Annotated in this window: 21 protein-coding genes; 17 read left to right on the forward strand and 4 right to left on the reverse strand. The window is 61.0% G+C overall.

What is annotated here, in order from left to right; translation table 11 throughout:
- The first annotated feature begins 111 nt into the window (after positions 1-111).
- From ubiA to HDE80_RS15760, 5 genes are all read left to right on the forward strand, one after another.
- A complete protein-coding gene (ubiA, locus tag HDE80_RS15740) occupies positions 112-1,140 on the forward strand; it encodes a 4-hydroxybenzoate octaprenyltransferase (protein WP_184672445.1) in 1,029 nt (342 codons plus the stop codon).
- A 137-nt stretch (positions 1,141-1,277) separates the two neighbouring features.
- Positions 1,278-1,796, forward strand: a complete 519-nt coding sequence (locus HDE80_RS15745) for a sigma-70 family RNA polymerase sigma factor (RefSeq protein ID WP_345776465.1) — start codon at positions 1,278-1,280, stop codon at positions 1,794-1,796.
- Positions 1,789-2,940, forward strand: coding sequence for a FecR domain-containing protein (locus HDE80_RS15750; protein ID WP_184672447.1), 1,152 nt, complete (start codon positions 1,789-1,791; stop codon positions 2,938-2,940). Before HDE80_RS15745 ends, HDE80_RS15750 begins: the two co-directional genes overlap by 8 nt.
- 130 nt (positions 2,941-3,070) lie before the next feature.
- On the forward strand, positions 3,071-5,584 hold the full coding sequence (locus HDE80_RS15755; protein WP_184672449.1) for a TonB-dependent receptor: 2,514 nt from the start codon (positions 3,071-3,073) through the stop codon (positions 5,582-5,584).
- Between the two features lie 75 nt (positions 5,585-5,659).
- On the forward strand, positions 5,660-6,916 hold the full coding sequence (locus tag HDE80_RS15760; protein ID WP_184672451.1) for a histidine-type phosphatase: 1,257 nt from the start codon (positions 5,660-5,662) through the stop codon (positions 6,914-6,916).
- Positions 6,917-6,940: 24 nt separating this feature from the next.
- Here the strand turns inward: HDE80_RS15760 and HDE80_RS15765 are convergent, their stop codons facing one another.
- Together HDE80_RS15765 and HDE80_RS22230 are read right to left on the reverse strand one after the other, a co-directional pair.
- Positions 6,941-7,669, reverse strand: coding sequence for a ComF family protein (locus tag HDE80_RS15765; RefSeq protein ID WP_184672452.1), 729 nt, complete (start codon positions 7,667-7,669; stop codon positions 6,941-6,943).
- 17 nt (positions 7,670-7,686) lie between these two features.
- The gene (locus HDE80_RS22230; protein WP_255483832.1) at positions 7,687-7,818 is read right to left on the reverse strand and encodes a hypothetical protein; all 132 of its coding nucleotides are present in this window, start codon (positions 7,816-7,818) and stop codon (positions 7,687-7,689) included.
- A 59-nt stretch (positions 7,819-7,877) separates the two neighbouring features.
- Here HDE80_RS22230 and bioB point away from each other — a divergent pair, with 59 nt between their 5' ends.
- From bioB to HDE80_RS15795, 6 genes are all read left to right on the forward strand, one after another.
- Positions 7,878-8,927: a biotin synthase BioB gene (gene bioB / locus HDE80_RS15770; protein WP_184672454.1), complete on the forward strand. Its 1,050-nt coding sequence runs from the start codon at positions 7,878-7,880 to the stop codon at positions 8,925-8,927.
- Complete coding sequence (gene bioF / locus HDE80_RS15775; protein WP_345776466.1) at positions 8,905-10,098, forward strand: 8-amino-7-oxononanoate synthase; 1,194 nt, start codon at positions 8,905-8,907, stop codon at positions 10,096-10,098. Before bioB ends, bioF begins: the two co-directional genes overlap by 23 nt.
- A gap of 60 nt (positions 10,099-10,158) precedes the next feature.
- A complete protein-coding gene (locus HDE80_RS15780) occupies positions 10,159-10,902 on the forward strand; it encodes a sulfurtransferase (RefSeq protein WP_184672456.1) in 744 nt (247 codons plus the stop codon).
- Entirely contained in the window at positions 10,899-11,699 is an 801-nt protein-coding gene (gene bioH / locus HDE80_RS15785; RefSeq protein WP_255483833.1) for a pimeloyl-ACP methyl ester esterase BioH, read from the forward strand. Before HDE80_RS15780 ends, bioH begins: the two co-directional genes overlap by 4 nt.
- On the forward strand, positions 11,696-12,574 hold the full coding sequence (gene bioC / locus HDE80_RS15790; protein ID WP_184602816.1) for a malonyl-ACP O-methyltransferase BioC: 879 nt from the start codon (positions 11,696-11,698) through the stop codon (positions 12,572-12,574). Before bioH ends, bioC begins: the two co-directional genes overlap by 4 nt.
- Before the next feature lie 425 nt (positions 12,575-12,999).
- Positions 13,000-14,625: a glucosyltransferase domain-containing protein gene (locus HDE80_RS15795; protein ID WP_184672458.1), complete on the forward strand. Its 1,626-nt coding sequence runs from the start codon at positions 13,000-13,002 to the stop codon at positions 14,623-14,625.
- A 27-nt stretch (positions 14,626-14,652) separates the two neighbouring features.
- On the opposite strand, the gene HDE80_RS15800 is transcribed toward HDE80_RS15795, so the two are convergent.
- Positions 14,653-15,627: a glycosyltransferase family 9 protein gene (locus HDE80_RS15800; protein WP_221437618.1), complete on the reverse strand. Its 975-nt coding sequence runs from the start codon at positions 15,625-15,627 to the stop codon at positions 14,653-14,655.
- Between the two features lie 507 nt (positions 15,628-16,134).
- On the opposite strand from HDE80_RS15800, the gene HDE80_RS15805 reads away from it, so the two are divergent.
- The 5 genes from HDE80_RS15805 (at position 16,135) to efeB (ending at position 22,769) form a co-directional block, all read left to right on the forward strand.
- Positions 16,135-16,800, forward strand: a complete 666-nt coding sequence (locus HDE80_RS15805; RefSeq protein ID WP_184672460.1) for a response regulator transcription factor — start codon at positions 16,135-16,137, stop codon at positions 16,798-16,800.
- 8 nt (positions 16,801-16,808) lie between these two features.
- Positions 16,809-18,254, forward strand: coding sequence for a histidine kinase dimerization/phospho-acceptor domain-containing protein (locus tag HDE80_RS15810; RefSeq protein ID WP_184672462.1), 1,446 nt, complete (start codon positions 16,809-16,811; stop codon positions 18,252-18,254).
- Positions 18,255-18,844: 590 nt separating this feature from the next.
- Positions 18,845-20,293: a carbohydrate porin gene (locus HDE80_RS15815; RefSeq protein ID WP_221437620.1), complete on the forward strand. Its 1,449-nt coding sequence runs from the start codon at positions 18,845-18,847 to the stop codon at positions 20,291-20,293.
- Positions 20,294-20,316: 23 nt separating this feature from the next.
- Positions 20,317-21,486 (forward strand): hypothetical protein, encoded by a 1,170-nt coding sequence (locus tag HDE80_RS15820; RefSeq protein WP_221437621.1) that lies wholly within the window; start codon positions 20,317-20,319, stop codon positions 21,484-21,486.
- Positions 21,483-22,769 (forward strand): iron uptake transporter deferrochelatase/peroxidase subunit, encoded by a 1,287-nt coding sequence (efeB, locus tag HDE80_RS15825; RefSeq protein WP_184672466.1) that lies wholly within the window; start codon positions 21,483-21,485, stop codon positions 22,767-22,769. Before HDE80_RS15820 ends, efeB begins: the two co-directional genes overlap by 4 nt.
- 69 nt (positions 22,770-22,838) lie before the next feature.
- Here the strand turns inward: efeB and HDE80_RS15830 are convergent, their stop codons facing one another.
- Positions 22,839-23,429, reverse strand: a complete 591-nt coding sequence (locus HDE80_RS15830; protein WP_184672468.1) for a DNA-3-methyladenine glycosylase I — start codon at positions 23,427-23,429, stop codon at positions 22,839-22,841.
- A gap of 115 nt (positions 23,430-23,544) precedes the next feature.
- Here HDE80_RS15830 and HDE80_RS15835 point away from each other — a divergent pair, with 115 nt between their 5' ends.
- Positions 23,545-24,228: an alpha/beta fold hydrolase gene (locus HDE80_RS15835; protein WP_184672470.1), complete on the forward strand. Its 684-nt coding sequence runs from the start codon at positions 23,545-23,547 to the stop codon at positions 24,226-24,228.
- Positions 24,229-24,270: the final 42 nt, after the last annotated feature.

Below are 24,270 nucleotides of genomic sequence, written 5' to 3' on the forward strand. Positions count from 1 at the left end.
TTCGGCCCCCGGTCACAGCCAACGCGATCGACCACGCCGATCCACCGGAACGTGACGCGGCCAACGGCTTGATGTAATCGACAGGTCGAAGGCTCGCGTTAGACTGGTGGCATGTCGCCACCACCTCGCAAACGCCAGCCGCGCAAGACAGCACCTTCACCCTCGGGGCGCTCGCGTGCCGGTGCACCGAGGGTAGCCGAGCAAAAACCGCGACGGCCCGCCGACAGTTCCACCCGCGCAACCCGAGTCCTTGACTGGCTGCTGCAAAACCTGCCGCCACGCTATCGGGAAAAGGCGCTCGACTATCTCGTGCTGACTCGCATGGATCGCCCGATCGGCGCCCTGCTTCTGTTGTGGCCGACCTGGTGGGCGCTGTGGCTGGCTGCCGGTGATTTTCCGCCGTGGAAGCCGCTGATTATTTTCACTCTCGGCGTGTTCGCGATGCGTGCGGCCGGCTGCGCGATCAATGACTACGCCGATCGCAAGCTCGATCCGCAGGTTGCACGCACTGCCGGCCGGCCCATCGCCAGCGGACGGGTGACGCCACGTGAGGCGCTGATCGTCTTCGCCGTGCTGCTCGTATTCGCCTTCTTGCTGGTGCTGTTCACCAACGCACTGACCATCAAACTGTCGTTCATCGGCGCAGCGCTGGCAGCGGCATACCCGTTCAGCAAGCGCTACACGCACATGCCGCAGGTGGTGCTGGGTGCGGCATTTGGTTGGTCGATCCCGATGGCCTTCGCGGCCGTTGGGGGCAACGTGCCGCCGGTGGCGTGGCTGTTGTTTATCGGCAATATCCTGTGGTCGGTGATCTACGACACCGAGTACGCGATGGTCGATCGTGAGGACGACATCAAGGCCGGCGCCAAGTCCACCGCGATCCTGTTCGGTGATGCCGATCTGCCGATCCTCGGCGTGCTGATGGGCACCTTTCTGCTGACCATGCTGTTCGTTGGCCAACGTGCCACGCTGGGCTGGCCATACTGGATCGGGGTGCTGATAGCCGCCGCCCTGTTCGGCTATCAGCTATGGCTGATCCGCCATCGCGCCAAGGACGCCTGCCTCACCGCCTTCCGCCACAACAACTGGCTCGGCCTGACGCTCTGGATAGGCATCGTGCTGGCACTGGCAGTTCGCTAACCAGGTTTTATGGCGAATGCTGGCGTCGCGTCGCCCAGCTTGGCCGGCATTTCATAGGGCTGTCATAAAGGCTGACTACAGTCGGACGCGGATTCAAGAACTTTCCGTTGCTGCACGCCGCCCATGTGGACATGCTAGTGAAACCCGACCATGCCCACGGGCTGCTGCGCCTGTTTTCCGAGCAGCGTGCTCCGCTCAATAGCTATTTCCTGAAGCGGACCGCGCATGCCTGGGACGCGCAGGATCTGGTGCAGGAAACCTATCTGCGGCTGCTTGCCGCCGATCAGCACGGTGCGGATGACATCCGTAATCCGGAAGCTTACCTCTACACCATCGCCGCCAACCTGATGAAGAAGCACGCCGTGATGCGGCGCAATACACCTGTCGGAAGTGACGGTCTGGGGGAAATCATCGAGCGGCTCACCACGCCATGCGATGCGGCGGCGGGGGTTGATCGCGAGGTGCGCCGCCAGCGGCTGGGCCAGCTGATTGGCCGACTGTCGCCCAAGTGCCGCGCGGTGCTGGTGATGCATTACCGCGACGAGCTGAGCTATCGCGAGATCAGCGAGCAATTGCTCATTTCCGCCAGCATGGTGAAGAAGTACATCGTCAAGGCACTCACCGTCTGCCGCCAGGGAATGGGTCGCTATGACTGATCGACCGAACCGGGATTTTTCCAACGCCGACGCGCGCCGCGCGACCGAGCAGGCAGCCAGCTGGTATCTCGACCAGCGCGAAGGATTGTCGGCGACTGACCAGGAAGCGTTTCTGATCTGGCTAAAGCAGTCGCCGGTGCATGTGGGCGAGTACCTCGCCATCGCCCGGCTGCACGGTGATCTCAAAGCCGCGACCGCAATGGAGACGATGAGTGCCGAACAGCTACGCACCCTGGCGGCGAGCGAGCCCGCCGTCGTGGCGCTGCATGGCGAGCGTGAGGCACTGTTCGTTCCCACTGCGCGAAGGCAGCGCAACGAGGCACCTCGACGCGGTCGATCGCGGCTCTGGCTGGCGGCGGCCAGCGTCGCCGTAATCGGGCTTTTTGCGGCTGGCGCGCTGCTGTTCACGCCGGACCATCCGCGCTCTGACGTCTATGCCTCGACCATCACCGAGGGGCGCAGCCTCAACCTGCCCGACGGTAGCCTGGTCCAACTGGATCGCGACAGCGCGATTGCAGTGAACTTTGATGCACAATTCCGCCGCATCGAGCTACTGCACGGCAGCGCCCTGTTCGATGTCGGCAAGGATCCGGGCCGGCCGCTGCAGGTGCAGATTGGCGCAAGCATGTTGCGCGATATCGGCACGGTATTCGCGGTACGACGCGACAATGCCGGCGACGAGGTGACCGTGGTCAGCGGCCGGGTCAATGTGCTGTCGCCGACGCATCCGTGGCTGGATGTACTGACGCGCCGGCTGGGCCGTCCATCCACGCCCGACAACGTGGTAGCCGATCTTGGCGCCGGCGAGCAGGTGATAATCGGCGCGGACGGTGCAGTGACCGCATCAAGCAAGCATGCGGATATCGCCCAGGCCACTGTCTGGCTTCCTTCGATTATCCAGTTTCACAACACCACGGTGGGCGAGGTCGCGCGTCGCTTCAACGCGTACACCACCACACCACTGGCAATCGACGATCCACAGATCGCCGCCAAGCGGATCAACGGCCTGTTCCACGCGCACGACGTCGATGCGTTTGTGGCGTATCTGGGCAGTTTGCCCGGCGTGCAAATACAGCGTGGCAATGACCGCGTGCAAGTAATCGCCGCGACGACCGGATCGAAGCCCGCACACCATCGGCTGTAAGAAAAAATTCATCAAATGACCGGTACCCGGTTCGCTCGCCGGGCACTCGTAGATGGTCATGTGGCGGCAAACCGTGCGTACCGCACGGGTCTGTCGCCAGCCATGAATCCAACCATCACAGGTCATCGCCATGCGTAAACAACTCGCCATCCACATCGCGCTGCTGCTCGGCGGCGCCCTGCCCCTGATTGCCGCAGCGCAGACTGCGCCAGCGTCGCCGCAAGATTCCCGACAGGATCAGGCGATCGGCGCGATGCCATTGACCGAGGCGCTCGATGTACTGGCCCAACGCAGCGGTCTGCAGGTGGTCTATCAGTCCGACGTCGCGAACACCGTGCGCAGCTCAGGCGCGGCCGCCGGCCTGAGCCCGATGCGGCAGCTGCAGCAGTTGCTGCGCGGCACCGGACTGAACTACCGTTTTGTCACACCCACCACGGTGACGATTGTGCCGGACCAACATGCGGGAAACGCCCCCGCCAAGGACACACCGACTTCGCGCGGCATCCCGCCGATTGCAGCAGCGGCCAGTGTGCCGCACGACCTGGCCCCGGTCAGTGTCAGCGCCAATGTGGTGGACACTCTGGCGCCCAGTGCAGCACCGTTGGACGCAATCCAGCCAACCTCGGTGATCGATGAGCGTTTCATCCGCGATGGGCTGCGCTTCAACGCCAACTTCGACGACATCATCAAATACGCGCCCAGCGTGACAGTGACCTCGCCGGAAGGTCCGGGCCTGGGCAAGAACGAGGGCATCAGCATCCGTGGCTTTCAGGATGGCCAGTTCAACATCACCTTCGACGGCATTCCGTTCGGCGATGCCAGCGACCTGCACCACACCACTTCGGCGTACTTCAACAATCACGTGCTGGGGCAAGCCGAGATCGACCGCGGTCCGGGCGGCGGCAGCACCATCGGCAACGCCACTTTCGGCGGCACTGTGGGTCTGCGCTCGCGCGACCCAAGCAGTGTGCCGGGTGTCACCGCCTACCTCACGCTGGGTAGCTGGGGCACACGTGCCGGCGGCGTCAGCGCGGACGGCCAGCTCGGTGCGCATACCCAGGTATTCGCCGATGTCTCCAAGGAAGCCAGCGACACCTATCTCAAGGGCACCGACGATCAGCGCAATCACATCTTCCTGAAGACGATCACCGATCTCGACGCCGACACCACACTGACCTTTGTCACCAGCTACAACGAAGAACACCAGAACACCGTGCAGGGCGCGACAAAAAGCGAAATCGCGCAATTCGGCTGGCGCTATGGGCTGTCCGACAATCCCGCGCTGCAGAGCTACAGCGGCTATAACAACGCGGCGTACTACTCCAGCTTCAACTACCTCGGTCTCACCAGCCGCATCGGCGACTGGGATATCGACAACAAGGTCTACTACAACAGCTTCGACCACTGGGCGCGCAAGACCACCGATGCCAGTGACAACGACCCGGCCGACAACGGCGTGACGTTCTACAACGCAGCCGGCAAAAAGGTCGCCAAGGCCGCCGATGACGTGCCCGGTAAACTGGCCGATTCCGGCTTTCACGCGTTCGGTGACGTACTTCGGCTGAGCCGCGATCTCGGGCCCGGCACACTACAGACAGGTGCGTGGCTGGAACGCAACATCGACGCGCGCTACCAGTATCCGCTCGACCTCACCACCGACCAGCAGACCGGCACCAAGTACGGCTTTCTCGACAATTACCTGTTCAGTGACCGCACCGACACCGTGCAGCCCTATCTGCAGTACGACTGGAAAGTCAGCGACCAGATCACCGTAAGCCCTGGCATACGCTATTCGGAAGTGACGCGATCGATCGATGCACAGCTGAACAAGACATCGCCGGTGCCATTGAATGCCGAGGCAACTTACCATTCCACTCTGCCGTCGCTGAGCGTGCATGATCAGCTGAGCGATCAATGGGCGGCTTACGCGCAGGCAGCAAAAGGCTTTCTGGCTCCGCCGATCGACGTGATCGAGACCAACGCCTCCCGCGGCCTCAAGCCGGAGCAGACCACCAACTACCAGCTCGGCACCAGCTTCGCCTCGCGCAACCTTACTTTCGGTGCGGACGTTTACTACATCGACTTCACCAACTACCTCACCGAAACCGAGGTGGCCACGGCGGAAGGTAACGAGCTGACCTACATCAATGGCGGTGGCGCGATTTACCAGGGGGCCGAGGTGGAAGGCACCTATGCGTTGACGCATCAGTGGAGCCTCTACGGCAACGCCAGCTACAACGAAGCCACCTACAAGCACAGCAGCGTGCAGGTGGCCGCCACACCCAAGGTCACCGCGGCGCTTGGCTTGCTCTACAGCAGCGAGCGCGGCTACTACGGTTCGTTGATGGGCAAGTACATCGGCAAGCAATACGGGGTGGACAACACCACCGACGACAGCGGCAACACCGTCTTCGCCAACAGCGCGCGGCTCGGCGGCTATGTCGCGGTGGACGCGGCGCTGGGCTTCCGCTCCACGCACGGCGGCGTTTCGAACAAGGGCTATTCAATCAGCGTGGACGTCAATAACCTGTTCAACGTGCACAAGCTGACCGGCTATGCGGGCACGCAGTCGGTCAGTGGGGATGCGTTGTATTTCGGCCTGCCGGGACGCGGCGTGTTTCTCGACGTATCGATGAAACTTTAAGGTGCGACGTCATTCGACTTTTCGCATGCTGCTCGCAGCGCCACCCTGATCACCGCAGCTTTCCAAGGAATCATCGTGCCTCATTGCCATATCCGTTCAACTCGTCTGTACTGCGTGGCGCTGGCGTTGGTCGCCGTACTGTCCTCGTCGGCCATAGGCGCCAATCCAGCGCACGCTGCGCAGGACGAGCGGGTTGTACAGCAGATCGTGCTGATCCGTCACGGCATCCGCTCGCCCACCGCGGCGCCGGATGCTTTGGCCGTCTATGCATCCGAACTGTGGCCAGTGTGGCCGGTCGATCCCGGACAACTCACACCGCATGGTGCCGAGCTGATGCGTTCGCTCGGCGCGTGGTATCGCCAGTCGCTGGTGTCATCCGGTATCGTGCCTAGCACCTGCAGCTCAGCAACCAATATCAAACTGATCGCCGACAGCACACCGCGCAACCGCGACAGTGCCGCCGCATTCCAGTCTGGTCTGTCGCCGTCATGCCCTCGCCGCTATTTCGCTTTTGCGCCGAATCAGCCGGACCCACTGTTTCGCGGCAGCGATGACGAGGATGCCGACGCGCCCATCACCCATCCGCCTCCGATGCCTGCACTGACCGATCTGCAGCAGGTGCTGCTCAACTGTCATGACGCCGCGTGTCTGGCAAATGCGCAGGCCAACGGCAAGAAAGTGCTGCTCGGGATGGCGCCAGCCAAGGCGCTGAAAAGCGCCGGCACGCTGTCGGAAAACCTGATGCTGGAATATGCCCAGGGCCTGCCACTGGCACAGGTCGGCTGGGGCAGGCTCGATGCGGCCGGCGTCGGCCATGTCATCACGCTCCACAATCTGCAGTTCGCGCTGGCCAAAAAGACATCCGCCGCCGCCAACGCCCGTGGCGGCAACATGCTGGCCCATATCGCCGCCACCCTGACCGCCGCCGCCGGACAGTCCACGAAGCTGCCGCCGCTGGCACCGGCCAGCGACAAGGCCGTCATCCTGCTCGGTCACGACACCGACCTCGCCAGTCAGGCTGGTCTGCTCGGGCTGAACTGGCACAACACTGAGCAACCCGATGACTATCCGCCCGGTGGCGCATTGATCTACCAGCTGATCGAATCACACGGCCGTTACGCTGTGCGCCTGCAGATCGCCCTGCCCACACTAGCCGCGCTACGCGCCGGCGATGTCAGCACCATCGGTGCCATGCACGTTGCATCACTGCACCTGCCTGGCTGCCAGGGTGCAAACACCTGCCCGCTGGCAGCCTTTCAGGCGCTGGTGGCAAAGACCGTGCAAGCCAATGCTATCGTTTCCGGTACGGGTAACGAGCCGGCGGTGCAATAAGCCGATCACACTTTCATTGAGGTGCTATCGCCTTCCCGGCGAAGGCGCTCGCGCCAGTGCCCATACGTCCGCCCGCTGCACGCCGGCACGCTTCAGCACGCGGGTGCATTCGGCGAGCGTGGCACCGGTAGTCATCACGTCGTCGAGGATCGCCACGTGAACCGGCAGCGAGATGCCCGGGCGCAGGACGAAAGCGCCGCGCACGTTGCGGCGACGGGTAACGGCATCGAGTTCAGTTTGCGCTGGGGTCGCGCGCTGACGCTGCAGGAGATCGTGCTCCAACGGAACGTCGAAAGCGCGCGCCAGTGGCTTGGCAAGTTCCAGCGCCTGGTTGTAGCCGCGTTGGCGCAGGCGGCTGCGGTGCAGCGGCACGGGAAGAATAAGTTCAGGCAGGACTGCGGCGCGCGGCTCGGTCTGCCATAACGAACTCAGTACCCGCCCAGCAGCCAGATCACGACCGAACTTGTAACGTGACTCCAGCCGGTCCAGCGGCCACGCGTAACGAAACGGCGCCCAGGCGGCATCCCACGGCGGTGCTCGACGTTGGCATTCGCCGCACAGTGCCGCGGGCACTGCCAATGGAAGGGCGCAACGCGCGCAGCAGGAAAGATTGCGTGGCAACTCAGCCGCACAGTCCGCACACAGGTCCATGCCATCGGCACCTGATGCGCCGCAAAGCAAGCAACGCAACGGCAACAGCCACTGCTGTACTCGCGTGCCGAGATTGGAAAGCGCTTCCCTGCGCGTATTCATGATTACATTCGCCTAGATCAGGACCTGAGCTCGAACAGGGCCGCATCGATGATCGACCAGATGTGGATGCTCCAGCCCAGCAGATGGATGGATACGCGATGGTAGCGGCAGCGACCTGGCGAGGTCACGTCAACTGAAAATATACTCACCTGGTTGACTGCTGACCAAACTGCTCACACACTCGCCGGCTTACTGATGGGAGTTTTCCATGGCCGAAGCTGTGATCCGCCACGACTGGACCCGCGACGAAGTGAGTGCGCTGTTTGCGCTGCCGTTCAACGAGCTGATGTACCGCGCGCATAGCGTGCATCGTGAACATCACGATCCCAACGCGGTGCAGGTCTCCACCCTGCTGTCGATCAAGACCGGCGGCTGCCCCGAAGACTGCGCCTACTGCCCGCAAGCCGCGCGCTACGACACCGGTGTGCAGGCACAAAAGCTGATGAGCGTGGACGCCGTGCTGGAGCGCGCGAAAGCCGCCAAGGCCGCTGGCGCCAGCCGCTTCTGCATGGGTGCAGCGTGGCGCAGCCCGAAGGATCGCGACGTGGTCAAGGTCGCGGAAATCGTCAGCGCGGTGAAAGGCCTGGGCCTGGAAACCTGCGCCACGCTCGGCATGCTGAGCGACACCCAGGCGCAGTCGCTGAAGGCCGCCGGGCTGGACTACTACAACCACAACCTCGACACCGCGCCAGAGTTCTACGGCGAGGTGATCCACACACGCCAGTACCAGGATCGCCTCGATACGCTCGAACACGTGCGCGCCGCCGGCATGAAAACCTGCTGCGGCGGCATCGTCGGCATGGGTGAGTCGCGCGACCAGCGCGCTGGCCTGCTGCAGACGCTGGCGAATCTGCCCGAGCATCCGCAGTCGGTGCCGATCAACCAGCTGGTACAGGTGGAAGGCACGCCGTTGGCCGGTACCGAGGCGCTCGATCCGTTCGAATTCGTGCGCACGATTGCCGTGGCACGCCTGCTGATGCCTGCCTCGATGGTGCGGTTGTCGGCCGGCCGCCAGCAGATGGACGACGCGGTGCAAGCGCTATGCTTTTTTGCCGGCGCCAACTCGATCTTTTACGGCGAGAAGCTGCTGACCACCGGCAACCCGGATGTCGAGCAGGATCGCGCGCTGTTCCGCCGGCTCGACCTGCATCCGCTGGAGATCGTCGAAGCCGACAACACCGTGCACGCCGACATTCTCGAAAACGAAACCGCGTCAGCCAGCTGTGGACAAGGCTGTGGCTGCAGCGCCGCGGCCTGACCTGCAGGAACGATTGGCCGTCCAGACGGCCAATCGTGAACGGGAGAACCTGCTACGTCGTATTCGCACGATCGATCATGCCGATGGCCCATGGCTGGAGATCGGCGGCAAACGTCTGCTGTCGTTTTGCAGCAACGACTATCTGGGTCTGGCGCAACATCCGCAGCTGATATCCGCGCTGCGCAGCGCGGCATCGGAATGCGGTGTCGGCAGTACCTCGGCCCACCTGATCAGTGGTCACCGCACGGAACATGCGGAGCTGGAAGAAGCACTGGCCGTATGGACCGGGCGTGAGCGCGCCCTGTTGTTTTCCACCGGTTACATGGCCAACCTCGGCGTACTGCAGACACTGCTGGCGCGCGGCGACATCTGCGTGCAGGACAAGCTCAACCATGCCTGCCTGCTCGATGGTGCCAAGCTCTCTGGCGCAGAGCTGAAGCGCTACCCGCATGCCGATGTTGATGCCGCCGCGCGTCAACTGACGGCCAGTGAGAACGCCGGTCTGCTGTTGGCTACCGACGGCGTATTCAGCATGGACGGTGATGTCGCACCACTGCGCGAGCTGGCAGCGCTGTGCGCGCGCGAAAGCGCCATGCTGATGGTCGACGATGCGCACGGCCTGGGCGTGCTCGGCAGCCATGGCGCCGGTAGCGTCGAGGCCACCGGCTTGAATCAATACGATGTACCGGTACTGATGGCCACACTGGGCAAGGCACTCGGTTGCGCGGGCGCGTTCGTCGCTGGCTCGCATTCGCTGATCGAAGGGCTGGTCCAATTTGCACGACCGTACATCTACACCACAGCCATGCCACCGGCGCTGGCCGCTGCAGCGCTGGTCGGGGTGCAGCTGGCTCAGACCGACACCTGGCGACGTGAAAAATTGTCGGCACTGATCGCCCGATTCCGCCATGGCGCCGCGCAGCTCGGCCTCACGCTTTCATCATCGACCACGGCGATCCAGCCGATCGTGCTCGGCGATGCACAGGCAGCGCTGGACGCTGCCAACACACTGGAATGGCGTGGTCTGCTGGTGACGGCGATCCGTCCACCGACCGTGCCTGCAGGCAGTGCTCGCCTGCGTATCACGCTGTCGGCGGCGCATGAAGAAGCACACATCGACAAGCTGCTGAGCGCATTGGAAGCACTGCATCTGCCGCCTGCCAGCCGCTGAACGCCGAGCACCACCATCCCACCCCGTATAATTGTCCGCTGCTTTATCAACCATCCGCGCATGTCGACCGTCAATATTTCCGCCTACAAATTCATCAGCCTGGACGACTTGCCCATGCTGCGCGAGCGCGTGCTCGAACACTGCACGGCGCTGGCGCTGAAAGGCACGGTGCTGCTGGCGCCGGAAGGTATCAACCTGTTTCTGGCAGGTAGCCGTATGGCGATCGATGAATTCGTGGCATGGCTGCACGCCGACCATCGCTTCGCCGATATCGTGCCGAAAGAATCCTTGTCCGACGCACCACCGTTTGGCCGCATGCGTGTGCGGCTGAAAAAGGAAATCATCACCATGCGGCTGCCGACAGTGCGCCCTGAAGGCGGTCGTGCACCAGCCGTTGACGCGCTCACGCTGCAGCGCTGGCTGGCACAAGGCCACGATGACGACGGCCGCGAGCTTTTGATGCTCGACACCCGTAACGAATATGAAACCGCCATTGGCGCTTTCGACGATGCGGTCGATTACCGGCTCGCCAGCTTCACCGGATTTCCCGACGCGATTGCCGCCGATCGCGAGCGCTACGCGGGCAAGACCGTGGTGTCGTACTGCACGGGCGGCATTCGCTGCGAAAAAGCAGCCTTGCACATGCAGGACCTCGGCATGTCGCACGTCTACCAGCTCGACGGCGGCATCCTCAGATATCTCGAACAAACCGATGGCGCCCACTGGCATGGCGATTGTTTTGTGTTTGACGAGCGCGGCGCCGTCGATCCCACACTCGCGCCCGCGCCGAGATCCGATCCTTGACCGACCTGCATATCGATATTGTGGGGACTGGCCCGATTCCCCTGGTCGTCCTGCACGGCTGGGCCATGCATGGTGGCGTGATGTCGCCACTGGTCGATGCGCTGAAGGATCGCTGCACCATACACGTGGTCGATCTTCCCGGCCACGGCTATTCGCGCAATTGCCCGCTACCGCTGGAGCCAAGCACCAGCGCCGCCGCGATTGCTGCCGCCACACCGCCAGCGATGTGGCTGGGCTGGTCGATGGGCGGGTTGATCGCGCTCACCGCGGCGCTGGAAATCCCACAGCAGGTACTTGGTCTTGCGATGCTCTGCGCCACGCCGAAATTCGTGCGTGATGAAAGCTGGCCCTATGGCAGCGACGCAACACAGGTGCGCCATCTCGCCACCGATCTGGAAACCGACTACCACGCCACACTGGAGCGCTTCATGGCACTGGAAGCGATGGGCAGCCCCGATCCGCGCGCCGAACTCCGCCACCTGCGCACCCTGGTATTCGCGCGCGGCGAACCCGACCTGCGCGTGCTGCAGGAAGGCATCCGCATTCTGGAAGATGGCGACTGCCGCGCCGCGCTGCTTGACCTGGCCATGCCCAGCGCGTGGATCGCCGGCCGCCGCGATCGGCTGGTGCCCCCCATGGCAATGCAGTGGTCGGCTGGGCAATGCGGCGGCAGCTTCACCGAAATCGAGCATGCCGGCCACGCACCGTTCTTCGGTCATGTCGATGCACTGGCGGAAGCGCTGCAGCCCCTATTGGCTCAAACACAAGAACGCCTTGCACAGGATACGGCGCCATGAGCGATTTCCATCTCGACAAGCAGCAGGTACGCCACAACTTCGGCCGCGCCGCCACCAGCTACGAAAAGCACGACGTCCTGCAACAGGAAGTGCAGTCGGCGCTGATCGAGCGCCTGGACTTCTACACTTCCGAGCCCAACCGCATCATCGATGTCGGCGCCGGCACCGGCCGCGGCAGTGCGCTGCTGAAAAAACGCTACGCCAAGGCCGAGGTAATCGCCGTCGATCTGGCGCTGCCGATGCTGCGCGCGGCCAAGCAGCACTCCAGCTGGCTTAAGCCATTCCAGCGCGTCTGCGCTGAAGCCACTTCCCTGCCGCTGGCCGATCACAGCGTCGACGTGCTGCACTCCAACCTCTGCTTCCAGTGGATCGACGACCTGAAGGCGCTGTTCGGCGAATGCGTGCGCGTGCTGAAGCCCGGCGGTCTACTGGCGTTCTCCACCTTCGGCCCGGATACGCTGAAGGAGCTGCGCGCGTCATGGGCGCAGGCCGACGAGCAACCACACGTCAGCCGCTTTCTCGACATGCACGACGTGGGTGATGCCATGCTCGCGGCCGGGCTGCGCGACCCGGTATTGGATGTGCACCATTACACGCTGACCTACAGCGCACCACGCAAGCTGCTGGAGGAACTGCAGGGTTTGGGTGCTACCAATGCCGACCAGACCCGCGAACGCGGCCTCACCGGCAAGGCACGCTATCAGCGCATGCTCGCCGCCTACGAGACAATGCGTGTCGATGGCCGCATTCCCGCCACCTGGGAGGTCGTCACTGCACATGCCTGGGGGCCGCCACAAGGTCAGGGAAGACGCGGTACCGATGGCAGCGAAATCGCCAGCTTTTCGGTGGATAGTCTGCGCGGCACCCGGCGCTAGCCAACTGCGGTAGTGAGAGTCGGTCCAACAGCGTCACCTGATGTGTGCTGTAAGCAAATCATCAGTTTGTGAGAGCATTATCGTGGGAACACGGCATGTGGCGCAGCAATTCCGTTGGTGAATCGCTCAAGTTTCATCCGGGAACGCCTGGGTCGAGCTCGCACAGCGATCAGCGCAAGTCTTGCTGCGTGGGCTACTCGCCTGAAAGCCATCGTCAATCATCGGGTGCTGCTTAGTACTTTCGGCGCTGGTCACACACACTTTCTCGGGTCCTGATACGGATGGTCAGAAGGCGTTTCGAGGTCAAGGTCATCCCAGAGGGGCAGGTTTGCGTTCCCGGTGTGCCGCCATGTTGCGCAGGCTCTTTCGCCCGATCGATCGATGGCCTGACATTACATTAGCTGCGCATCCCAGAGATTTAAAACGTGAGCTTTTCTATTCCGCACAGCCACACGAACCACGCACGCGACCTTTCACGGCGTGACGAAGGCAGGGTTTTCACCATTCTTCTGGCGTTGTATTTTCTCATCCTGTATCCGATCCTGCGGGCGAATCGCTACTACAACGATGATCTGAAGCGCGCACTCATCGGTCACACCGGCTGGGATTCCAATGGTCGTCCGCTGACCACGCTGCTGATGAAGTTGCTGCAGTGTTACGACAGCGGGTTGGTCGACATCTCGCCGCTGACACAGATTGGCGCCATTGCGGTGCTGGCATGGACCGGTGTACTGATCGCGCGCCGCTACGCTCTGCGTTCACCGTGGATGGCCACACTGATCGCATTCCCGCTCGGTGCACAACCGTTCTATCTGGAAAATCTCTCGTACAAGTTCGATGCGCTGAGCATGAGCATCGCGATACTGCTGGCCTTGCTGCCGATTCTCACCATCGCAAATCACCGGCGCGGCTGGTGGCTGGGTGTGCTGTCACTGTTTGCCAGCCTCAATTTTTATCAGCCGGCGGTCAACGTCTATCTGATTTTCATGCTTCTGGAGGTTGTGCTGGCCCAGTTGCATGACGAGCCAATACCCAGCTGGATAAAGCAGTTCTTCTTGCGCGTGCTGCAAGTGGGTGTAGCAATGCTTTTGTATCAGCTGATCATAGGCATCCACATTCATGGCTGGGTCGAGCGAGAGAGCGGAAAGATCCACAACTTGAGCCAGCTGCCGTTGATCGCCACGAATATTGGTGGCTTCTACCGGCTTATCGGCAACAGCTTCGACCAGCAGTGGTGGACCTATTTTCTGCCGCTGCTGATCATGCTTGCCGTGTTTCCCGTTGCCATCGGTATCCAATACGCAACAACACGGCGCGCTTCGCATGCAGCATGGATCAACGCGGCATTGATCCTCATCAGCCTTGTATTGCCTCTGGCAGCATTGCTCTGTATCGCCGGTCCCATGTTGCTCTTGCTCACGCCAGAATTTGAGCCACGCGTGTTGATGGGTGTGGGTGCGCTGCTGGTTGCCGCACTGATCGTCATGCAGGCAACGCTGGCGCAGTGGCATAGGTCTCCACGCTGGACGCTTGCGGCGGGATGCATGCTGGCGGTTGGCATGTGCTCGCTGGCCAGCGCTTATGGCAACGCCTTGGGTGAACAAAAGAATTACGAGGACCACATCGCTGCCGGCATGGCCGACGATCTTGCCGATCTGAAAGCCGCCAAAGGCATCCACGGCTTCCTGCTCGATGGCAACATCGGGTTTTCGCCGATAACCGGTCACGTGGCGGAGGAGTTTCCGATGATCAATAAGCTGATCTCACCGTACATCGCCTCGGCGGACAGATTTCATACCAACGAATTTTTGATGTACTACGTCGACGGCATCACCAACGTGGGCCGGCAAACCGATGCCGCAAACCTGCACGCCCAATCCGACCTTCTGGCCAAGGCCCGTCAGTCTGCAGTCGTCCGCGCTACCAGCGGGTACAGTTTGCGAGTCGTCGACAATATTGCCGTGGTTACACTCCACTCAGCCCCTGCGCAGGCGTACGCGGCGGCCAATCGTCCGGCCATTGGCCGTTCTCACGCTACGAAGCAGCAATGATGCACGTGCCGACTACGCCGAGCATTTTCAAAGCAGCGTCGCTTCCAGACGAGGAGTGATTTGCAATTCTTCGCTGCCAAAGAACGACTCACGATACAGATCGACCGCTCGTTTTGCCGCTTGTTGCGGCGTCATGCCCTGAGTAACCAGATGGGCATTGTGTGATCCATACGGGCCATAAATCTTGGCGTCCGTGACGGAAAACATGCCGATGGTTGGCGTACCCGATGCCACCGCCAAATGCATGGCACCGCAATCTGCGCTGATCATCATGTCGACGCCAGCCATCGCAGATGCCATCCGTCGAATGCTGGTGGAGTAGTAGCCGGGCCACTTCGAATCCAGCATCGAACGGCCATGCACCGGGATGATTTCAACAATGCTGCAATCGGGGCTGGCGAGCCTGACGGCAGAAACAAAGTCGCTCCACCACTCCTGGCAGTAGCGCTTGTTCCCCGTGGCCTCGGCGAATAAACCGATCACGCCGCCCGTATTGAGCTGCTCCGACGTGACTACAATGTCACGTATCAGCCGCTCACCCAGTTGTCTCTCAACATCCGTCAAGCGGATATCGAGGACCGGGAAATTTTCGACGTCGTCCATGTGTGGCGATGAGTACCACCGTGCAAGCATCACGGATCGTTTCGCCATGTGATGCGGTGCCATGGAACTTGGCACCAGATGTGTCATTCCGCGACGACGGCCGGCATCGTCGAAACCCAACTTGCGACGACCCTTGAATACTCTCGTCAGCGCGCGACTGAAACCCGACCCAAGACAGGGATCGATTATCAAATCATAGTGCGTTTTTCGTATTTTCAATATTTTTGAAAGAAAAACGAAAGGGTGCTTGAACCCTCTACGCGGAAGACAGTAAATATTTCTGACGCTTGAGAATGTTTGAAATATATCAGCGGCGACATCGCCCTCCGCCACGATATCGATTTCAGCACCTTTGTAGAGCCGTCCGAGCTCGGCAATGAGTGGCGTGACAAGAATCATATTCCCGAGCCGATGATTCGGCCGGCAGACCAGGATGCGATAAATCTCGTTCCTGGGTATGGCGTTAACCCCGTGACAGGGAGAAAGTAAGTTCACACATAACCCCGAAGCTGCTGGCGCGCTAGCGCAAATTTCGATGAATATCGAAGTCTGATCATGACTTCTTTTCGGATTTCAGTGTGACACCTAAAACTTTGCTGATGATTAGTAGTTGTTATTTATTTGTTGATGCCCGTCCATTAATCACCGTAAATACAGTTAAGAATTGTTAACGGAATTTCCGTGTGGATATTTTTGACTTGAGGAACATTTATCGAAAATTGTTTTCTTATTGCTGCTAGCTTGGCTTGACACACTAGGACGGCCTCAGGTTTTGGCCGCCGTCCAATGAGTTGCAGGGGAACTCCACGCCACTTAGCTCTTTCGATTTTTGCCAGGTATGGCCAAGACGTAATTTTCTCCGATGACGCGCGACGCGCATCGCCATAACCAGCCTGGAGATTGATCGTGAACGTGCTCATTGTTGAAGACTCGGTGCGTCTTCGTGATTCGCTGGCTCGTGGACTCACTGCCGCCGGCTTCACTGTCGATCTGGCCGCCGACGGTGTGGCGGCTTGCCATCACCTGGACAGCTTCGGCTACGAACAGGTTGTTCTCGATCTCGGCTTACCGCGGAAAGATGGCCTCGCCGTGCTCCATCATCTACGCCATCGCAGCAAGCGCCCGCGCGTGCTGGTGCTCTCGGCACGCGACCAGGTATCAGACCGGATCGGTGCGCTGAACAAGGGCGCAGATGATTACCTGGTCAAGCCGTTTGCGTTCGACGAACTCGTGGCACGACTGCACGCCTTGGCCAGGCGCCCGCAGGAAGCGAGACTGCTTTCCTTTTCGGTCGGAACGCTCAACCTCAATCCGCAGGCTCGTCAGGTCGATGTTGGCGGGGTACCGCTACTGCTGACGCCTCGTCAATATTCACTGCTTGAGTTACTGCTGCGCCATCGCGGCCGGGTCTTTACACGTACCGAAATCCTGGATCGTTTGTCGGGCACGGAGTCCGATGCTTCCGACAAAAGTATCGAGGTTGTCGTGTTCGGACTGCGCCGGAAACTTGCTCAGGCCGGCCTCACCGACGTGATCGAAACGCGCCGTGGCTCGGGCTATCTCATTCCATGATTCGCGTCATGTCGATACGGCTGCGTATCACGCTATTTCTGGTAGTGACGATCGTGCTTACGTTGGGCGCAGCGACCTGGCTGCTTGATTCGCGTATCGACAACGAAGTGGCCTTGCAAGCCGACACGAATCTGCTCGAGCGCGCTCAGGCGCTCTCCGATATTTTCCGCATGCCGCCAAATGGCGATCAACCAACACTCGGCTTCGACCATGTGCCTGAGTTTCTGGCCGATGACAAAATTATCTATTTCAAAATCCAGTGCCAAGGCAAATACATACTCTCATCTCCTGCAGCGGCAGTGCTGACGTGGCCGACGCCAACGGCGGGAAAGCCTGCCTTTGCCAACATGTCGGATTCGCTCGGTACCAAACTGCGGGGAGTAGCCATGAGTTTTCTGCCTGCCTCGCGTGCAAGCGGAAACGACAATGCGCCAGCCTCATCTCAATCCAGCTGCAACCTCGGTCTGGCGGTTGATTTCAATGCGGTAAGAAGTTTCCAGAGATCAATGGACCGCATCGATTACTGGTGCATCCTGATCGCCATCCTTATCGTTGTACTGCTCACGCCGCTGCTGATCCGGCGTGGCTTGCAGCCCCTGTCCAGGCTCGCTGAAGCCGTACAACTCATCGGGCCTGAGTCACCCGAGCGGCGCCTGGATAGCCACAGTGCGGCCGAGTTGCGGCCATTGATCATGCGCTTCAACGAGGTGCTTTCGCGCATGGAAGAAGGCCTCATGCGCGAGCGCCAGTTCGCCAGCGGCGTCGCGCATGAATTGCGCACACCGCTGGCCGAATTGCGCACCATGATCGAAGTGGAATTGCGTTACCCCAGTGAGCGCAATCCACGAACCATGTTGGCCGATCTCGGTGTCATTGGCATCGAAATGGAGCGTTTGGTTACCGCGCTGCTGTTACTCACGCGTATCGAAGCGGGTATCGAGCAAGTGCAATATGAGTCGGTCGATATCGACGCGTTGACGCACAAGCTGCTGGACCGATATTGCGGTGACATTAAAAAACAGCACCTCGATTTAAGCATTTACACGCAGGGTACGCTGATCTGGCAAGCCGATCCCACGCTACTCGAAGTCATGCTGAGTAACCTTGTAAGCAACGCCGTGACATATGCCCCAGCCGGCAGCCGCCTGACACTCGGTTACCAATCAGGCACTTGGTGGCTGAAGAACGACGCCCCAGACCTGGACCGCAACGATGTGGCGCTGATGCATCGGCGGTTCTGGCGCAAAGGCCAGGATGCCGGCGTGCACACCGGACTCGGCCTGGCGCTGGTCACGGCAGCCGCCAGTGTCCAGTCGATGCGTTTGAATCTGACATTCGACAACGGCCAAATCCATGCGGCGGTGAGTACCGATAAAAGCACCTCGGCACCGACGCCGAGTGACCTGGAGGCTATTGGCAGCTCATCGTCGAAGAATCTCGCCATCGAGTCCTGAAAACCGGTTTCCAGTGCGTACTCATTTTTCTTGCTGCTTTCCCGCGTCATCGGAGCCCCCCACCGGGAGGTGGCGATCCGGAAACGATGCCGTTATCTGCGGGCATGGCAGTTCGTTGTCGATGTAACAACACCGACTTTCCGGCTGACACAGACAGCGGACTCGCCCCGTTACCTGGCTTTCAAGCGGCGGGCAGATCGATGCGTCGCACACGCGTCAACTTGACGCTCTGCCGCAATGGAAGAGCATGCGCATTACCTGTCTTGAATGGTATGCATTGGCGCAATAAATTGCGAATCTCCCATCAAATCCAAACTGAAACGAGACAACATCAGCATAATCCTGGCCGACCTTTCACCGTCATCGAAAAATAATGCGAAATGTCGGGGCGCGTCATTGATCGAACGCCGCCGTACTCACGCTACAACGCCACTTTGTGATTGCATTTGATAATGATTCGCATCACGATATTTCGGAATCAAGGCTGGTCACAGCGTGCTGCGATATGACGTCTGCACCATCAAATCGAATGAAGGGGATTTATGAGAATAGCAATACACCGGCTCTGGAATTACCGGCGCGGTATTTTGATGGTGCCTACATGCATTGCCGGTTTGATGGTGACCACTGCCGCGCTGGCTGCCCCGCCACCACTATCGGTACCGATCAGTTCGGAGCAATCGCCGAACGGTGAATCGACCGACCAGACCACCTTTCTCGGGGATCTCAAGCGCACCAATTTTCTGCTCGGCGACCTGTTCGGCTTACGCACATTTCTGAGCAAGTACGGCATTTCCCTCGCGGCACAGGAGACCAGCGAGATGCTGGGAAATCCCGTCGGCGGAATCCAGAAGGGTGCCCAGTACGACGGCTTGACCCAGCTCGTGTTGCAGGTCAATACGCAACGCGCCTTCGGCCTTTACGGCGGCCTGTTCAACGCCAGCGCGCTGCAGATCCACGGGCAGAATTTCAGTGCCAACAATCTGGGCACGATCCAGACGGCCAGCGGCATCGAGGCCGATCGCGCGACACGCCTGTGGGAGCTCTGGTACGACCAGAAATTTCTGGAGGAAGACCGGCTCGACATAAAAGTGGGACAGCAGAGCGTCGACCAGGAGTTCATGGTCAGCACCAATGCCCTTTACTTCGTCAACACGATGTTTGGCTGGCCGGCGCTGCCTTCGTACAATATGCCTGGCGGCGGACCGGCGTATCCCCTCTCGGCGCTCGGTGTGCGCCTGCGCTATCGACCCATCGACTCGATCAACGTGCTGCTCGGGGTGTTCAACGGCAGCCCGACCAGCAACAACACCGGCGACCCGCAAAAGCAGAATTCTTCGGGCACCAGCTTCCCGCTCGGTGGCGGTCGGCTGATCATGGCCGAAGTCCAATACGCCTATCCCGCGCTGGGCAGCATGGTCTACCCGGGTGAGTCGGCGCCGCTGGCACGCACCTATCGGCTCGGCGCCTGGTACGACACCGAAAGTTTTGCTGATCAACGCTACGACAGCAACGGCCTCTCGCTGGCCAATCCCGCAAGCAATGGCGTACCGGCGAATCACCGCGGTGATTTCTCGCTATATGCCGTGGCTGACCAGATGCTGTGGCGCAATCAGGATGATCCGAACAATACGCTAAGCGGCTTCCTACGCGTGATGGGCACACCGCAGAACGATCGCAACTTCATCCGCTTCAGCGCAAATGCGGGCTTCGTCTATCACGAGCCATTCCGCAATCGCGCCGACGACACCTTCGGCGTCGGCATGGGTTATGTAAAGGTCGGCAGCAACGTCTCCGGACTGGATCGCGATGCCGCAAACGTCGCGGCCATCGTGGACCCCGGCAGCCTCAACATCGTGCGCCACACCGAAACGTATGTGGAAACCACCTACCAGTATCAGCTGCGCCCATGGTGGCAGCTGCAACCTGACGTGCAGTACGTTTTTAATCCCGGCGGCGGCATCGTCAATCCGAATGAGCCCACACGACGCGTCGGCAACGAGCTGGTGCTCGGCCTGCGTACCAACATCCTTTTCTGATAGTGATTTACATGAGCCATGCCATGATGAAGACCCACCGCCAGCAGGCTGGAAGCCGCCAGCTAATTCGAGCGCTCATTGCTACAATCACCGTTCTCGGCACGAGCGCCGCCTTTGCCGACAAGGCACCGGCCGGCTTTCTCGAAACCGTGCATCGCCACGTGACGCTGACCTCCACCGTGACCGACAACGGTGATCTCAATCCCTACGCGATCGTCGTTGCACCCGTTTCGGCCGGCAAGATCGTCAAGGACGATGTGCTGGTCGACAACTTCAACAACCTTTCCAACCTGCAGGGCACCGGCACCACCATCGTGGATTACCGACCGTCCACCAAGCAGACGACGCTGTTTGCCAAGTTGCCGCAGAAACTGGCGCAATGCCCCGGTGGCGTGGGCCTGACCACGGCCATGACCATGCTGAAGTCCGGCTGGGTGATCGTCGGCAGCACGCCGAGCACCGACGGCACCACGGCTACCAAGGGCGATGGCTGCGTGCTGGTGCTGGATCCCAACGGCCAGATGGTCGCAGCGTGGTCCGGGCCGACCATCAACGATCCGTGGGGCAACATGGCGGTGATCGATAACGGCGACAGCGCGACGTTGTTCATCAGCATGGCAGGTTTTGGCTTGCAGAGCCCAGACGTGATCGATCCGGCGACCAAGTTCCCGGTGCGCATCAAGAAGGCCACCGTGTTGCGTCTGCAGCTGCAGATTCCACAGGGCAAGCCGCCCGTGCTGGTCAGCCAGACGGTCGTGGGCGATGGCTTTTCGCAGCGCGCCGACCGCGACAACTTCCTGCTCGGGCCGACGGGCCTGGCGCTTGGCCCGGACCACACGCTGTATGTAACCGACGGCCTGGACAACATCATTACCGCGATACCCGATGCGCTCGATCGCACCACCAGCGCAGGCACCGGCAAGGTGGTGACCCAAGGTGGCTTGCTCAACTGGCCGCTGGCGATGGTCTACACATCGGCCGGCCATTTGCTCGCCTGCAACGGCAAGGACGGCCAGCTGGTGGAGGTTGATACTGTCACCGGTAAGCAGATCTACAGTCAGTGGATCGACTCCGACCAGGCGCAGTCGCCCCCGGGTAACGGCGACCTGTTCGGTATCGCCATGACGCCCAATGGAGACGGCTTCTATTACGTCGAAGACGACATGAACACCTTGATGCGAGCCGGCAAATGAACGAGTCAGACGATCTGCGCTTGCGCGGCCGGCGTCGGTTCCTGGCGTCGGCGGCGACCGTTGCCGTCGTTGCTGCCACGGCGCCTGTAGCGGCGACGGCACATGCACGCGCATCGTCTGCATCCAGCGAGACCGGCAGCGACAGCGAACCGTTCTTCGGCACCCATCAAGCCGGCGTAGCCACCACGCCACAGACCAACGTCTATTTCGCCGCATTCGATCTCATCGCCGAAAAACGCGATGACGTCATTGCCCTGCTCCGTGCGTGGACGGCGGCCTCTGCGCGTTTGACGCAGGGTCAGACCGCGGATTTGCTGACCAACGATCCCGCTACGCCCGAACTCGATTCGTACGAAACGACAGGGCTGGCGACCGACCGACTCACGCTCACCTTCGGCTTCGGACCGGGGATGTTCACCAAGGACGGCAAGGATCGCTACGGCCTGGCCAAACACCGCCCCGACGCGCTGGCCGACCTGCCCCGCTTCAACGGCGACCAGCTGGTACCCGAGCGTACCGGCGGCGATCTTTGCATCCAGGCCTGCGCCGACAATCCGCAGGTGGCTTTTCATGCCGTGCGCCAACTCACGCGCATCGCCTATGGCGCTGCCAATATCCGCTGGGCGCAAAGTGGCTTCATGGCCGCACAGAAAGACAAAAGCACACCGCGCAACCTGATGGGCTTCAAGGACGGCAGCATGAACGTGCCGATTCGCGCCGAGGCCGCCATGAATCAATACATCTGGGCCGGCGATGAAGGCGGCTGGATGCAGCACGGCACCTATATGGTTGCACGGCCGATCCGCATCGCGCTCGAACACTGGGACCGCATGAAGCTCAGCTTCCAGCAACAGGTGATGGGCCGCGAAAAGCACTCCGGCGCACCGCTCGGCCAGAAGCACGAAAACGACAGCCTCGCTCTCGATGCGAACGACGCCAACGGCAACCCGATCATTCCGGAAAATGCCCACGTGCGCCTGGGCGCGCCGGAAAACAACGACGGCGCGCAGATACTGCGGCGTTCGTATTCCTACGACAACGGCCTGAGCTACATCGCCGAACGCTGGCCACCGTGGCATCAAGGCATGGAGTTCGATGCCGGCCTGCTATTCATCAGCTACCAGCGCGACCCACGCACCGGCTTCGTGAAAATCTTCGACAAGATGTCCAAGTTCGACATGATGAACCAGTTCGTCACCCACGTCGGCGGCGGCGTGTTCGCCTGCCCGCCGGGTGCGAAAGAGGGTGGCTTTATCGGGCAGCCGTTGTTTGATCTGGCCTAACAGCAGAAGCAGGCTAGTAAAAAACGATACTCGTTGGCGCAAGCGTTGGAAGCGGCGTATTCCCGGCGCTTATGTCTTTTTTGCCATGCACGCCTTGTGCCTAAAACATCCCAGCAGATGATCGTTGATCATCCCCGTCGCCTGCATCAACGAGTAGACGATGGTGCTTCCGACGAAGCGGAAGCCGCGCTTTTTCATCGCCTTGCTCATGCCATCGGACAAGGGCGTGCTTGCGGGTACGCTGCCACTTTCCGTCCAGCGATTGACCAGCGATTTGCCGTCGACGAAGGACCACAGGTAGTTGTCCAGACTGCCGAACTCTGCGATCACGCTCAGCGCCGTTATCGCGTTATCGCGTGTCGCAAAGACTTTCAGGCGGTTGCGGATGATGCCGGGGTCGAGCAGAAGCTTTTCCAGCTCACGATCTTTCATCGCGGCGACACGGGCGATATCGAAATCATGGAACACGCGGCGGTAGTGGTCGCGTTTGGCCAGCACGGTGCGCCACGACAAGCCGGCCTGCGCGCCCTCCAGGCAGAGAAACTCAAACAGTTGCTGGTCGTCGTGTAGCGGCGTACCCCACTCGGTGTCGTGGTAGTCCCGCAACAGCGGATCAGTCGCACCCCAGGGACAGCGTTGGCGTTCAGCAGCTTTCGTCATGGATTGGCCTCGATGGGCGTGGCATTGCGTTTGATGGGTGGGTGGCGGTCGGCCCGGAGTGGGTGAAACCGACCCGATCGGCAGGCATCTGCCGAGGCCGGTTATCATCGCAGGCATGAACCCCACCGTGCTCCCCGCCGATCCCGATCGTTTTCCGGACCAGGCCGCCAGTTTCATGCTGGATGGCCCAACCGGCAAGCTCGAAACCATCACCGATGTCGCCGAGCACGCCGGCGCACGCCGCGGCGTGGCGGTGATCTGCCACCCCAACCCGGTGCAGGGTGGCACCATGCACAACAAGGTGGTGACGATGGCCGAGCGCGCGCTGCGTGAATCCGGACTCGACACCGTGCGTTTCAATTTTCGCGGCACCGGCAATTCGCCCGGTGAGTACGACAACGGCAGAGGCGAAGGCGACGATCTGGCTGCCGTGGTTGCATGGGTGCGACGCATGCGTCCCGACGATGCACTGTGGCTGGCCGGCTTCTCGTTCGGCAGCTACGTGACCATTTCTCGCGCCGCCCAACTGCACGCCGATGCGCTGATCAGCATCGCACCACCGGTGGGCCGCTGGGCCTTTGGTGAGCTGACTGTGCCGACCTGTCCGTGGCTGGTCGTGCAGGGCGAGGCTGATGAAGTGGTGGAGCCGCAGGCGGTGTTCGACTGGATCGATGCACTGGAGAAAAAGCCCGAGCTGGTGCGCATGCCGGATACCAGCCATTTTTTCCATCGTCGATTGATGGATCTGCGCGGCGCGATCAAGCACACCATACGCGGCTGGCTCCCACTGGCGCGTTGAGCATCGCTTGTCCGTCTTTGCCTATCCGTCGCTCGGCCCTTA

Source organism: Rhodanobacter sp. A1T4, from assembly GCF_014207185.1.
GTDB lineage: Bacteria > Pseudomonadota > Gammaproteobacteria > Xanthomonadales > Rhodanobacteraceae > Rhodanobacter.

Bases quoted from the DNA above. Each gene is read 5' to 3' on its own strand.
- ubiA (WP_184672445.1), top strand. From the start codon at position 112: ATGTCGCCACCACCTCGCAAACGCCAGCCGCGCAAGACAGCACCTTCA.
- HDE80_RS15750 (WP_184672447.1), top strand. From the start codon at position 1,789: ATGACTGATCGACCGAACCGGGATTTTTCCAACGCCGACGCGCGCCGC.
- HDE80_RS15755 (WP_184672449.1), top strand. From the start codon at position 3,071: ATGCGTAAACAACTCGCCATCCACATCGCGCTGCTGCTCGGCGGCGCC.
- HDE80_RS15765 (WP_184672452.1), bottom strand. From the start codon at position 7,669: ATGAATACGCGCAGGGAAGCGCTTTCCAATCTCGGCACGCGAGTACAG.
- bioB (WP_184672454.1), top strand. From the start codon at position 7,878: ATGGCCGAAGCTGTGATCCGCCACGACTGGACCCGCGACGAAGTGAGT.
- HDE80_RS15780 (WP_184672456.1), top strand. From the start codon at position 10,159: ATGTCGACCGTCAATATTTCCGCCTACAAATTCATCAGCCTGGACGAC.
- bioC (WP_184602816.1), top strand. From the start codon at position 11,696: ATGAGCGATTTCCATCTCGACAAGCAGCAGGTACGCCACAACTTCGGC.
- HDE80_RS15800 (WP_221437618.1), bottom strand. From the start codon at position 15,627: ATGATTCTTGTCACGCCACTCATTGCCGAGCTCGGACGGCTCTACAAA.
- HDE80_RS15810 (WP_184672462.1), top strand. From the start codon at position 16,809: ATGTCGATACGGCTGCGTATCACGCTATTTCTGGTAGTGACGATCGTG.
- HDE80_RS15815 (WP_221437620.1), top strand. From the start codon at position 18,845: ATGGTGCCTACATGCATTGCCGGTTTGATGGTGACCACTGCCGCGCTG.
- HDE80_RS15820 (WP_221437621.1), top strand. From the start codon at position 20,317: ATGATGAAGACCCACCGCCAGCAGGCTGGAAGCCGCCAGCTAATTCGA.
- efeB (WP_184672466.1), top strand. From the start codon at position 21,483: ATGAACGAGTCAGACGATCTGCGCTTGCGCGGCCGGCGTCGGTTCCTG.
- HDE80_RS15830 (WP_184672468.1), bottom strand. From the start codon at position 23,429: ATGACGAAAGCTGCTGAACGCCAACGCTGTCCCTGGGGTGCGACTGAT.
- HDE80_RS15835 (WP_184672470.1), top strand. From the start codon at position 23,545: ATGAACCCCACCGTGCTCCCCGCCGATCCCGATCGTTTTCCGGACCAG.